Source organism: Halomonas beimenensis, assembly GCF_002549795.1.
Taxonomy (GTDB): Bacteria; Pseudomonadota; Gammaproteobacteria; order Pseudomonadales; family Halomonadaceae; genus Halomonas; species Halomonas beimenensis.
Genome location: NZ_CP021435.1, coordinates 1,996,967 through 2,009,201, shown reverse-complemented (window position 1 = coordinate 2,009,201; position 12,235 = coordinate 1,996,967). Strand labels below are relative to the sequence as shown.

Annotated in this window: 12 protein-coding genes; 9 read left to right on the top strand and 3 right to left on the bottom strand. The window is 68.2% G+C overall.

All coding sequences use genetic code 11. The features are described 5' to 3' along the window. Positions 1 to 15 precede the first annotated feature (15 nt). The 6 genes from infC to ihfA all read left to right on the top strand — a co-directional run bounded on the left by infC (position 16) and on the right by ihfA (position 5,130). On the top strand, positions 16 to 555 hold the full coding sequence (gene infC, locus BEI_RS09535) for a translation initiation factor IF-3 (RefSeq protein ID WP_097789303.1): 540 nt from the start codon (positions 16 to 18) through the stop codon (positions 553 to 555). Positions 556 to 640: 85 nt separating this feature from the next. Continuing rightward, the gene (rpmI, locus tag BEI_RS09530) at positions 641 to 835 is read left to right on the top strand and encodes a 50S ribosomal protein L35 (RefSeq protein WP_016854829.1); all 195 of its coding nucleotides are present in this window, start codon (positions 641 to 643) and stop codon (positions 833 to 835) included. 37 nt (positions 836 to 872) lie between these two features. After that, on the top strand, positions 873 to 1,226 hold the full coding sequence (rplT, locus tag BEI_RS09525; RefSeq protein WP_097789302.1) for a 50S ribosomal protein L20: 354 nt from the start codon (positions 873 to 875) through the stop codon (positions 1,224 to 1,226). Between the two features lie 130 nt (positions 1,227 to 1,356). Continuing rightward, on the top strand, positions 1,357 to 2,376 hold the full coding sequence (gene pheS, locus BEI_RS09520; RefSeq protein ID WP_097789301.1) for a phenylalanine--tRNA ligase subunit alpha: 1,020 nt from the start codon (positions 1,357 to 1,359) through the stop codon (positions 2,374 to 2,376). A gap of 31 nt (positions 2,377 to 2,407) precedes the next feature. Beyond that, positions 2,408 to 4,789 (top strand): phenylalanine--tRNA ligase subunit beta, encoded by a 2,382-nt coding sequence (pheT, locus tag BEI_RS09515; RefSeq protein WP_097789300.1) that lies wholly within the window; start codon positions 2,408 to 2,410, stop codon positions 4,787 to 4,789. A gap of 38 nt (positions 4,790 to 4,827) precedes the next feature. Next, on the top strand, positions 4,828 to 5,130 hold the full coding sequence (ihfA, locus tag BEI_RS09510) for an integration host factor subunit alpha (RefSeq protein WP_097791044.1): 303 nt from the start codon (positions 4,828 to 4,830) through the stop codon (positions 5,128 to 5,130). Between the two features lie 76 nt (positions 5,131 to 5,206). On the opposite strand, the gene BEI_RS09505 is transcribed toward ihfA, so the two are convergent. After that, complete coding sequence (locus BEI_RS09505; RefSeq protein WP_097789299.1) at positions 5,207 to 5,413, bottom strand: DUF2788 domain-containing protein; 207 nt, start codon at positions 5,411 to 5,413, stop codon at positions 5,207 to 5,209. 151 nt (positions 5,414 to 5,564) lie between these two features. Between BEI_RS09505 and BEI_RS09500 the strand changes: the two genes are divergently transcribed. Together BEI_RS09500 and BEI_RS09495 are read left to right on the top strand one after the other, a co-directional pair. Continuing rightward, positions 5,565 to 6,029: a flavodoxin domain-containing protein gene (locus BEI_RS09500; RefSeq protein WP_097789298.1), complete on the top strand. Its 465-nt coding sequence runs from the start codon at positions 5,565 to 5,567 to the stop codon at positions 6,027 to 6,029. A gap of 2 nt (positions 6,030 to 6,031) precedes the next feature. Continuing rightward, the gene (locus BEI_RS09495; protein WP_097789297.1) at positions 6,032 to 6,406 is read left to right on the top strand and encodes a hypothetical protein; all 375 of its coding nucleotides are present in this window, start codon (positions 6,032 to 6,034) and stop codon (positions 6,404 to 6,406) included. A gap of 308 nt (positions 6,407 to 6,714) precedes the next feature. Here the strand turns inward: BEI_RS09495 and ppnN are convergent, their stop codons facing one another. Next, entirely contained in the window at positions 6,715 to 8,076 is a 1,362-nt protein-coding gene (gene ppnN / locus BEI_RS09490; protein ID WP_097789296.1) for a nucleotide 5'-monophosphate nucleosidase PpnN, read from the bottom strand. Between the two features lie 148 nt (positions 8,077 to 8,224). On the opposite strand from ppnN, the gene BEI_RS09485 reads away from it, so the two are divergent. After that, a complete protein-coding gene (locus BEI_RS09485) occupies positions 8,225 to 9,157 on the top strand; it encodes a LysR family transcriptional regulator (RefSeq protein WP_097789295.1) in 933 nt (310 codons plus the stop codon). 168 nt (positions 9,158 to 9,325) lie between these two features. On the opposite strand, the gene gcvP is transcribed toward BEI_RS09485, so the two are convergent. Further along, positions 9,326 to 12,220, bottom strand: a complete 2,895-nt coding sequence (gene gcvP / locus BEI_RS09480) for an aminomethyl-transferring glycine dehydrogenase (protein ID WP_097789294.1) — start codon at positions 12,218 to 12,220, stop codon at positions 9,326 to 9,328. Between the last annotated feature and the right edge of the window lie 15 nt (positions 12,221 to 12,235).

The window sequence follows — 12,235 nt, the reverse complement described above, 5'->3', positions numbered from 1 at the left end:
AGTGGAGACGGAACCATCAAGCGAAGCAACCCCAGAGGGCGCCCGCAGGACAAGCGGCCCCCGATGAACGAGCGCATTACCGAGGATCAGGTTCGCCTGATCGACAGCGACGGCGAGCAGCTGGGCATCCTGCCCACCAGCGAGGCGCTGGAGCGCGCCGAAGCCGCCGGTATGGATCTCGTCCAGATCTCCAACGCCGATCCGATCGTCTGCAAGATCATGGATTACGGCAAGTTCGTCTTCGAGCAGAAGAAGCAGAAGGCGGCACAGAAGAAGAAGCAGAAGCAGATCCAGGTCAAGGAAGTCAAGTTCCGGCCTGGCACCGACGAGGGCGACTATCAGGTCAAGATGAAGAACCTGAAGCGCTTCCTCGAAGGTGGCGACAAGGGCAAGGTGACCCTGCGTTTCCGCGGACGCGAGATGGCCCATCAGGACCTCGGTCGCAAGCTGATGGAGCGGATCGCCGCCGATCTCGAGGAGATCGGCACCGTGGAGTCCTTCCCCAAGATGGAAGGGCGCCAGATGATCATGATCATTGCCCCCAAGAAGAAGTGATCCGACGGCCCGTCAAACGGGTGGCCGGCCATGCACCGGCCACCGGCCCCGGGTTTTCTCAACAATCTCGAGCGGAGTTCATCTCATGCCGAAAATCAAGAGCAACAGCGGCGCTGCCAAGCGCTTCAAGAAGACGGCCAACGGCTTCAAGCACAAGCAGTCGTTCCGGAGCCACATCCTGACCAAGAAGTCCACCAAGCGGAAGCGTCAGCTGCGTGGTATGAAGCAGATCCACGACGCCGACAAGCAGCTCGTGCAGCGCATGCTGCCGAACCTGTAACCCTTGGTTGCCAACCCTTAATCGTCAGGAGTAAGCCATGACTCGCGTCAAGCGTGGTGTCGTCGCCCGTCGTCGTCACAAGAAGATTCTCAAGCAGGCCAAGGGCTACTACGGTGCCCGTTCACGCGTCTTTCGCGTCGCCAAGCAGGCCGTCATCAAGGCCGGTCAGTACGCCTACCGCGACCGTCGCCAGCGCAAGCGCCAGTTCCGCGCCCTGTGGATCCAGCGCATCAACGCCGGTGCCCGGCAGCACGGCCTGTCCTACAGCCGCTTCGTCGGCGGCCTGAAGAAGGCCGGCATCGAGATCGACCGCAAGGTGCTGGCCGACCTGGCCGTCAACCAGAAGGCCGCCTTCGCCGCCATCGTCGAGAAGGCCAAGGCTGCCCAGTAAGTGGTCTCGATAACGGGACGGCTCGCCCGGCCGGGTGCACCGTCTCGCTGATCGTCGCAGGGGAAGAGCAGCCGCTCTTCCCCTGTTTTTTTCGCATGCGACACCCTGATCAAGATTCGGAGCATAACGGATGGACCACCTTCCCACTCTGGTCGCCGAGGCCCGCGACGCCATCCAGGCCGCCGACAGCATGGCCGCCCTGGACGAGCTGCGCGTGCGCTACCTCGGCAAGAAGGGCGAGATCACCGCACTGCTCAAGGGCCTCGGCAAGCTCCCCGCCGAGGAGCGACCGGCCGCCGGCGAGCGCATCAACCAGGCCAAGCAGGCCCTGGCCCAGGACATCGATGCGCGCCGCCAGGCCCTGGAGAAGGCCGCCCTGGAGGCGCGGCTCGCCGCCGAGCGCCTCGACGTGACCCTGCCCGGTCGCGGCCAGCCGAGCGGCGGCCTGCATCCGGTGACTCGCACCCTGGAGCGCATCGAGGGGCTCTTCACCCGGATCGGCTACGAGGTGGCGGTCGGCCCGGAGATCGAGGACGACTACCACAACTTCGAGGCCCTCAACATCCCCGCCCACCACCCGGCGCGGGGCATGGCCGACACCTTCTACTTCGATGCGACCCGGCTGCTGCGCACCCATACCTCGCCGGTGCAGGTGCGCACGATGAAGGAAGCCGAGCCGCCGATCCGCATCGTCTGCCCGGGGCGGGTCTACCGCAGCGACTCCGACCTGACCCACACCCCCATGTTCCACCAGGTGGAGGGGCTGCTGGTCGACGAGGACGTCAGCTTCGCCGACCTCAAGGGCACCATCGAGGACTTCCTTCACGCCTTCTTCGAGCGCGACGACCTCTCGGTGCGTTTCCGACCGTCCTACTTCCCCTTCACCGAGCCTTCGGCGGAGGTCGATATCCAGTGCGTGATGTGCAACGGCGACGGCTGCCGGGTCTGCTCGCACAGCGGCTGGCTCGAGGTGATGGGCTGCGGCATGGTGCATCCGGAGGTCTTCCGCCACTCCGGGATCGACACCGAGCGCTACACCGGCTTCGCCTTCGGCATGGGCGCCGAGCGCCTGGCCATGCTGCGCTACGGCGTCAACGACCTGCGGCTGTTCTTCGACAACGACCTGCGCTTCCTCAAGCAGTTCGCCTGAACGTCTCCAGCACACAGCGATAGGATGAGTCATGAAATTTTCCGAACAGTGGCTGCGTGAATGGGTCTCCCCGGCGCTGGCGACCCAGGCCCTGGCCGACCAGATCACCATGGCCGGCCTGGAGGTGGACGCCATCGAGCCCGTCGCCGCCGCCTTCGACGGCGTGGTGGTGGCGGAGGTCGTCGCCAAGGCGCCGCACCCCGATGCCGACAAGCTCAACGTCTGCCAGGTCGAGGATGCCAGCGGCGAGCGGGTCCAGGTCGTCTGCGGTGCGCCCAACGTGGCCGAAGGTCAGAAGGTGCCCTTCGCCCGGGTCGGGGCGGTGCTGCCCGGCGACTTCAAGATCAAGAAGGCCAAGCTCCGTGGCGTCGAGTCCCGGGGCATGATCTGTTCCGCCTCCGAGCTGGGGCTCGAGGAGGAGGCCTCGGCGGGCATCCTGGTGCTGCCGGCCGATGCCCCGGTCGGCGAGGACGTGCGCGCCTACCTGGGCCTCGACGACCACACCATCGAGGTGGACCTGACCCCCAACCGGGGGGATTGCCTGAGCGTCAAGGGGCTGGCCCGCGAGGTCGGCGTGCTCAACCGGCTGCCCGTCGAGGGGCCGGCGATTGCCCCGGTGGCGCCCGTCCACGACGAGACCTTCCCGGTCCGCGTCGAGGACGCCGCGGGCTGTCCCCGCTACCTGGGGCGGCTGATCAAGGGGGTCGACGTGACCGCCGAGACCCCGTTGTGGATGGTCGAGCGGCTGCGTCGCGGCGGCATCCGGGCGATCGATCCGGTGGTGGACGTCACCAACTACGTGATGCTGGAGCTGGGTCAGCCGCTGCACGCCTTCGACCGGGGCAACCTGAACGGGGCGGTGGTGGTCCGCGAGGTCCGCGAGGGCGAGCGCCTGGTGCTGCTGGACGGCCAGGAGGTGACCCTGTCCGACGGCACCCTGATCATCGCCGACGAGCGGGCGCCCCTGGCCATCGCCGGCGTGATGGGCGGGGAGCACTCCGGCGTGGGGCCCGAGACCCGCGACATCTTCCTGGAGGCGGCGCACTTCTCCCCGCTGGCCGTGGCCGGCCAGGCGCGTTCCTATGGGCTGCATACCGATGCCTCCCACCGCTTCGAGCGGGGCGTGGACCCGGCCCTGGCCCGCGAGGCCGCCGAGCGGGCCACCGCCTTGCTGCTCGAGATCGTCGGCGGCGAGCCCGGGCCCCTCGTGGAGGTCGCCGACGTGGACCGGCTGCCCGGCGACCGGGAGGTCCTGCTGCGCCGTGCGCGCCTGGACCAGGCGCTGGACAAGGCGCTGCCCGGCGATGAAGTCGCCGAGATCCTCGAGCGACTCGGCCTGGCCGTGGACGCCGTGGCGGACGGCTGGCACGCCCGGGTGCCGAGCTGGCGCTTCGATCTCGCCATCGAGGAGGACCTCATCGAGGAGGTGGCGCGTATCCATGGCTACAACCGTCTGCCGGTGCGGCGTCCGGCGGCACGCCTGGCGCTCAAGCCCGATCACGAGGCCAGCACGCCGCTGTCTCGCCTGCGTCGGCAGATGGTCGCCCGGGGCTACTTCGAGGCGGTGACCTACAGCTTCGTCGCCCCGGAGCTTCAGCAGGCCCTGTTGCCGGAGGCGGTGTCGCCGACCCTGGCGAACCCCATCTCCAGCGACCTCTCGGTGATGCGGGCGAGCCTCTTCCCGGGCCTGATCCGCGCGCTGCAGCACAACCTCAATCGCCAGCAGACCCGGGTGCGGCTGTTCGAGACGGGGCTGGTGTTCCGCGGCGAGCTCGACGGCCTGCACCAGGTGCCGATGCTCGGTGCCCTGGCCTGCGGCCCCCGGTCGCCCGAGGGCTGGGCCGGCGGCAAGGAGCCGGTCGATTTCTTCGACCTCAAGGGGGATCTGGAGAGCCTGCTCGCCCTGGGCGGCGAGCTCGAGGCCTGGCGGTTCGAGCCCGCCGAGCATCCGGCCCTGCATCCCGGTCAGTGTGCCCGGGTGCTGTATCGCGGCGAGGAAGCCGGCTGGATCGGGACCCTGCATCCGGCGGTGCGGAGCAGGCTGGGCCTCAAGGTCGATGCCGTGCTCTGCGAGGTGCGTCTCGATGCGCTGGTCCAGGGGCGGGTGCCGGCCTTCACGCCGCTGTCGCGCTATCCCGAGGTGCGACGGGACCTGGCCTTCCTGGTCGACGACGATCGCCCCGAGCAGGCGCTGCTCGACACCGTGCATGCCAGGGCGGGCGAATGGCTGGTGGAAGCCCGGCTGTTCGACGTCTACCAGGGCAAGGGGGTGCCCGAGGGGCGCAAGAGCGTCGCCCTGGGCTTGACCTGGCAGCATCCTTCGCGCACGCTAAATGACGAGGAAATCAACCACTTGGTCGATGCCATCGTCGAGGAGTCGCGGCAGCATCTGGGCGCCGAGCTCCGCGCATGAGCGTGTCGGGGCTCGACCAGCAGCGAGAGGGAAGCGACATGGGGGCGTTGACCAAGGCCGAACTGGCCGAACACCTGCACGCCGAGCTGGGTCTCTCCAAGCGGGAGGCCAAGTCCATGGTGGAAGCCTTCTTCGAGGAGATCCGGGCCTGCCTGCGCGAGAACGAGCAGGTCAAGCTGTCCGGCTTCGGCAACTTCGACCTGCGTGACAAGCGGGAACGGCCGGGGCGCAATCCCAAGACCGGGGAGGAGATCCCGATCTCCGCCCGGCGGGTGGTGACCTTCCGTCCCGGCCAGAAGCTCAAGAGCCAGGTCGAGGACTACCATCCCGAGCATGACTGACGCCGTCCATGTCGCCATCAACGCCGACGCCACCCCGCGGGGTGGCGTCGGCGTTTGCGTCGGGGGAGAGGGGCGGTCACACCACGCCGTTCTCCAGCGCCCAGGTGATCACCACCTTGAACACATAGCCGAGCATGCCGGCGCCGAGCACCACGAACAGCATCAGGGTGCCGAAGCGGCCGGCCTTCGACTGCTTGGCCAGGTCCCAGATGATGAAGCACATGAACAGCATCAGGCCGCCGATCATCAGGGGGGTGATCCAGGCTTCGAAGGTCTGCGTCATCTCGCCTCCGGGCGGGTCAGGGGAACGTAAGGCCGAGCATTATACTCGGTCTTGTGCCGTGACGCAGGTCCGCCGGGTGCGGCGTACCGTCTCGCCCCGGGGTGGCGAGTCATGCTAGTATCCGACTGAAATTCTCAAGTAAATCCTTCACATGCCCATGCTCAAGATCTTCGTAGGCACCATGTACGGCGGCGCCCTGGACGTGGCCGAGCAGATCCAGCCGCTCTTCGAGGAGGCCGGCTATCGGGTCGAGATCTTCGACCAGCCGACCCTGGACGACCTCGTGGGTTCGCCCACCGACCTGGCGCTGTTCTGCGTCTCCACCACCGGCAGCGGCGACATTCCCGGCAACCTGCTGCCCTTCGTGCGCGACCTGGAGGCGAAGAGCCCGGGGCTCGTCGGCCTGCGCTATGGCCTGATCGCGCTCGGCGACAGCTCGTACGTCGATTCCTACTGTGGCGCCGGTCGCGCCCTGGACGAGCTGCTCCAGGGGCAGGGGGCCACCCGCCTCGGCGAGCGACTGGAGATCGACGCCATGGAGACCTTCATGGCCGACGATGCCGCCTTGCCCTGGGTGGCGGAGTGGATCGAGACCCAGCGGCTGAAGGTGGCCTGATCATGGGGGCGACGCCGACACCGGAACGCTTCAGCCTGCTGCTGGGCCTGGCGGTGGTGATGCTGGTTACCCTGCCGCGCTACCTGCTGGGCGGCCACCAATCCCGCCTGACCCTGCTGGGGGTGGCCCTGGTGGTGGTCATCGGCGTGGCCCTGGCCCACTGGCGGCTGCTGGCCGATGAGGCACGCCGCCGCCTGCCGGCCTTGCTGCGGCGCCTGGCGGTGTGCCTGGTGGCGGGGGTGGCGCTCACCGCCGGCTGGCAGCTGCTGGCCGCCGGCTGGCAGGGCTGGGCGATCCTGGTGTCCCATGGCGCGACCCTCGGGCTGCTGCTGCATGCCCTCGGGCTGTGGTGGAAGCCGCTCGAGAGCAGCGAGTAGCAAGTGACAAGTAGCAAGGGCAGGGCGATCGCACATCATTAATGCGTCTCAGGCACAAGACAGCCCTGGCCTGGGGAAGCTCAGTTTACTGAGCGATTGGCGCCGACAGACGCCCTGGGTGGCAAAAGATCCCCTTTGCTCACCGCCATCGCGCGGCGGTACAGGCCATCGTGATATCGCCTCCGATGAGAAGCGTTCTTCTCATGCGAGTGCCCTGGGAGCAAGGGGCGATGACCTCCTTGCCTACTTTCCACTTGTTGCTTTCCACTTTCCACTTACTACTCGAACCGGCTCTTCCCTCTTCCTTCTCAGCCCAGCGTATAGCAGGGCACATAGTCCCCGGCGAGCTTCATGCGGTTCTGGGCGACGAAGGAGTTCAGCAGTTCGTCGAGCCGGGCCATCAGCTCGGGCTCGGCGCTGAGCCGGAAGGGGCCATGGGCCTCGATGAGGCGGATGCCGCGCTCCTTGACGTTGCCCGCGACGATGCCCGAGAAGGCCCGGCGCAGGTTGGCGGCCAGTTCGTGGACCGGCTGTTCGCGGTGCAGCGCCAGGGCCGCCATGGAGTCGTGGGTCGGCTCGAAGGGTTCCTGGAAGTCCCGGGCCACGGTGAGCCGCCAGTTGTAGTAGAAGGCATCCTGGCGGGCGCGGCGGTACTCGGTCACGCCGTCGATCCCCTTGCGCATCGTGCGGGCCACCTCCACGGGATCGTCGATGATGATGTCGTACAGCCGGCGTACCGACTCGCCCAGGGTGTAGACCAGGAACTCGTCGATGCGCCGGAAGTAGTCCGCCGAATCGGCGGGCCCGGTGAGGATCACCGGCAGCTCCATGTCGGCGTTGTCCGGATGCAGCAGGATGCCGAGCAGGTAGAGGATCTCCTCGGCGGTGCCCACCCCGCCGGGGAAGACGATGATCCCGTGGCCCAGGCGCACGAAGGCCTCCAGGCGCTTCTCGATGTCGGGCATCACCACCAGCTCGTTGACGATGGGATTGGGGGCCTCGGCGGCGATGATGCCGGGCTCGGAGACCCCCAGATAGCGGCCCTCGTGGCGGCGCTGCTTGGCGTGGGCGACGTTGGCCCCCTTCATGGGGCCCTTCATGGCTCCCGGGCCGCAGCCGGTGCAGATGTCGAGCTCGCGCAGGCCCAGGTGATAGCCCACGTGCTTGGTGTAGTCGTATTCCTCCCGGGAGATGGAGTGCCCGCCCCAGCAGACCACCATGCTCGGGTCGCGGCTGGGCTTGAGGGTCCCGGCCTTGCGCAGGATATGGAAGACGGCGTTGGTGGTGCCCTCGGCGGTGGACAGGTCGAAGCGATGGTGGGTCTGGATCTCGTTGTAGACATAGACGATGTCGCGCAACACCGAGGAGAGGTGCTCGCGGATGCCGCGGATCATCTTGCCGTCGACGAAGGCCTCGGCCGGGGCGTTGGTCAGCTTGAGGCGCACCCCGCGATCCTGCTGGAGCACCTCGATGTCGAAATCGGGGTAGGTCTCCATCAGGGCCAGGCCGTCGTCGGTGGGGTTGCCGGAGTTGAGCACCGCCAGCGCGCAGCTGCGCAGCAGGTCGTGCAGCCCGGTGCGGGAGGTGTCGTGCAGCCGGTTGACCTCGTGCTGGGAGAGGATCTCGAGGCTGCCTTCCGGGGAGATGGTGCTGGAGATGGTATCGGCCATGCAGCGCGTCCGTGTCACTGGAGAAGGGGGCGGCGCGGGGCCGCCGTCCCTCGATGCTACCACGCCGCCCGGCGCCGCGCAGCGCTGCGGCGAGAGCGCCGAACTGGTAGAATGGGGGTGCCCGGTCCCCGCCATGAAGCGACCCGTCATGTTCAACGCCCAGTATTTTCGCACCTTCATCACCCTCGTCGAGACCGGCAGCTTCACCCGCACGGCCCGGCGCCTGGAGATGACCCAGCCCGGGGTCAGCCAGCACGTCCGCAAGCTCGAGCAGTACCTGGGCAAGTCGCTGCTCGACCGCCAGGGGCGGCGCTTCGTGCTGACCGAGGCCGGGCGACGCGCCTACGACTACGCCGTCAAGCTGTTCGCCGAGCACGAGCAGTTTCGCCATTCGCTGGATGACGAGAGCCTCGACAGCGGGGAGTGCCGCATCGCCTCCCCGGGCAGCGTCGGGCTGATGCTCTATCCCTTCATCCTCGGCCACCAGCAGATGCACACCGGGCTGACGGTCAGCTACAGTTTCGCCTTCAATCACGAGATCGTCAGCGACGTCCTGGCCGGTCGCCATGACCTGGGCATCGTCACCGAGGCGGTCCGCCATCCGGAGATCGACTGCGAGGCCTGGCACCAGGAGTCGCTCTGCCTGGTCGTGCCGGCGGAGTTCGCCGGCACCGGGCTCACCGACCTGATGGGGCTCGGCTTCATCAGCTACACCGACGGCGTCAATCACGCCGGGGTCCTGCTGCGCCACAACTTCCCCGGCGAGTTCCGCTCCATGAGCCACTTCCCCCGCCAGGGCTTCACCAACGAGGTCAGCATGGTGCTGGACGCCGTGGCCCGGGGCCTCGGCTTCACGGTGGTATCGCGGCTGGTGCTGGAGACCTCGCCCTGGCAGCGGCAGGTCAAGGAGCTGACCCTGCCGCATCCCATCCACGAGACCCTCTACCTGGTCACCCGGCGTGGCATGCGGATGCCCCGGCGCTATACCCGCCTGCTCGAGGCCTTCCGCGAGCATCGCCGCCACGAGCGCTATGGCCATGGCGAGCCGAGTCTCGCCGAGGCGGGGGAAGGACTGGCCTGAGCGCGTCCTTCATCATCGGCGAAGGATATGAGCTTTCCCCGGCGCTCGGCTTTCCCGACGCCTGGCGATGAGCGCCAAGCCGACTCGTCGCTCCTCGGCAACGCCGCGGCCCTAGCAACGCAAGCGCCCCGCCGAATGGCGGGGCGCGTTGCGTTCGGCCGGCCGGGATCACTCCCGGTAGGCGTCGATGCTCGGGCAGGAGCAGATCAGCTGGCGATCGCCGAGCACGTTGTCGACGCGGTTCACCGCCGGCCAGTACTTGGCCGCCTTGACCGCCTCGGAGGGGAAGGCGCCCAGCTCGCGGGAGTAGGGGCGCTCCCAGTCGGCGTCCATCAGGTCGGCCATGGTGTGGGGGGCATTGACCAGCGGGTTGTCGTCCGCCGGCCATTCGCCGGCCTCGACCCGGGCGACTTCCTCGCGGATGGCGATCATGGCGTCGCAGAAGCGGTCCAGCTCGAACAGCGACTCCGACTCGGTGGGCTCGATCATCAGGGTGCCCGGCACCGGAAAGGACATGGTCGGGGCGTGGAAGCCGTAGTCCATCAGGCGCTTGGCGATGTCCTCCTCGCTGATGCCGGAGGCGGCCTTGAGCGGACGGATGTCGATGATGCACTCGTGGGCCACGGTGCCGTTGCGGCCCTTGTAGAGCACCGGGTAGTGCTCGCCGAGGCGCGTGGCGATGTAGTTGGCGCCGAGGATCGCCAGTTCGGTGGCCTCGCGCAGGCCCCGGGCGCCCATCATCTTGATGTAGGCCCAGGAGATCGGCAGGATCGAGGCGCTGCCGTAGGGGGCGGCGGAGACCGCGCCGGCATCGGGGTTCACGCCGTCCAGCGGGCGCACCACGTGGTTCGAGACGTAGGGCGCCAGGTGCGCCTTGACGCCGATCGGGCCCATGCCGGGGCCGCCGCCGCCATGGGGGATGCAGAAGGTCTTGTGCAGGTTGAGGTGGCTGACGTCGCCGCCGAAGTCGCCGGGGCGGGCCAGGCCGACCTGGGCGTTCATGTTCGCGCCGTCGATGTACACCTGACCGCCGTGGGCATGGACGATGTCGCAGGCCTCGCGCACGCCTTCCTCGAAGACCCCGTGGGTGGACGGGTAGGTGAGCATGATCGCCGAAAGGCTGTCGCCGTGCTGCTCGGCCTTGGCGCGCAGGTCGCCCAGGTCGATGTTGCCGTCCTCGTCGCACTCGACGACCACGACCTTCATGTGCGCCATGGCGGCGGAGGCCGGGTTGGTGCCGTGGGCGGAGCTGGGAATCAGGCAGACGTCCCGGTGGCCCTGGCCCTGGGCCGCCTGGTAGCGGCGGATGGCGACCAGGCCGGCGTATTCGCCCTGGGCCCCGGAGTTGGGCTGCATGGAGATGTGGTCGTAGCCGGTGATCTCCACCAGGAAGTCGGCCAGCTCATCGATGATCTGCTGGTAGCCGGCCACCTGATCCTTGGGCGCGAAGGGATGGATGCGCGCCAGTTCCGGCCAGGTGATGGGGATCATCTCCGTGGTGGCGTTGAGCTTCATGGTGCAGGAGCCCAGCGGGATCATGGCGTGGGCCAGCGACAGGTCCTTGTTCTCCAGGCGCTTGAGGTAGCGCAGCATCTCCGTCTCGCTGTGATAGCGGCGGAAGGTGGGATGGGTCAGGAAGTCGGACTCGCGCCGGCTGGCCGCCGGGATGCCGGTCTTGCCGGCCTCGACGATCTCGGCGTCCAGCGCCGCCACGGACAGGCCGTGCTCCTCGTCCAGCAGGACGTCGAACAGTCGATCCAGGTCATGGGCGGTGGTGGTCTCGTCCAGGCTGACGCCGACGTCGCCGCCCGCGAAGTAGCGCAGGTTGACGTCGTGGGCCATGGCGCGGCCATGGATCTTGCGGGCATCGACGCCGGTCAGGCGCAGGCTGTCGAACCAGCTGTCGTGGACCAGGGTGACCCCGGAGCGGCTCAGGCCCTCGGCGAGGATGGTGGTCAGGCGGTGGATGCGCCCGGCGATGGTACGCAGGCCCTCGGCGCCGTGGTAGACGGCATAGAAGCCGGCGATGTTGGCCAGCAGCGCCTGGGCGGTGCAGATGTTGGAGGTGGCCTTCTCGCGACGGATGTGCTGCTCGCGGGTCTGCATGGCCATGCGCAGGGCGGTCTCGCCGCGGCTGTCCTGGGAGACGCCGATGATGCGGCCCGGGATCGAGCGCTTGAGCTTGTCGGTGGTGGCGAAGAAGGCGGCATGGGGGCCGCCGAAGCCCAAGGGCACGCCGAAGCGCTGGGCGGAGCCCACCACCATGTCCGCGCCGAGCGCGCCGGGCTCCTTGAGCAGCACCAGGCCCATGATGTCGGCGGCCACGCAGGTCATGATGCCGCGCTCCCGGGCCGCGGCCAGCAGCGCGGCGAGGTCGTGGACCCGGCCGCCGTCCCCCGGGTACTGCAGCAGGGCGCCGAAGACGTCGTGGGAGGCGAGCTCCTCGGCCGGGGCGACCACCAGCTCGAAGTCGAAGTAGTGGGCCCGGGTGCGCACCACGTCCAGGGTCTGGGGGAAGACGTCGTCGGCCACGAAGAAGGCGTTGGTCTTGGCCTTCTTGTTCGCGCGGCGACACAGCGCCATGGCCTCGGCGGCGGCGGTGGCCTCGTCGAGCAGGGACGCGTTGGCGAGGCTCATGCCGGTCAGGTCCATGACCATCTGCTGGAAGTTGAGCAGGCCTTCCAGGCGGCCCTGGGAGATCTCCGGCTGGTAGGGCGTGTAGGCGGTGTACCAGCCCGGATTCTCCAGCACGTTGCGCTGGATGACCGCCGGCAGGTGGGTATCGTAGTAGCCCTGGCCGATGTAGCTCTTGGCGACGCGGTTCTGGCGGGCCAGGCGATACAGGTAGTCCAGGGCCTCGGCCTCGCTGCGGGGCGGGTCCAGGTCGAGCTCGCGCCCCAGGCGGATGCCGGCGGGCACGGTGCGCTCGATCAGGCTGGCCAGGCTGTCCATGCCCAGGGCGTCCAGCATGGTGGCCACGTCGGCCGCCTCGGGACCGTTGTGGCGATGGAGGAAAGCATCGTGATTGGCCAGTTCGGCCAGGCGGCGTTGTTCGAAAGCCATGGAATACCCTATTGC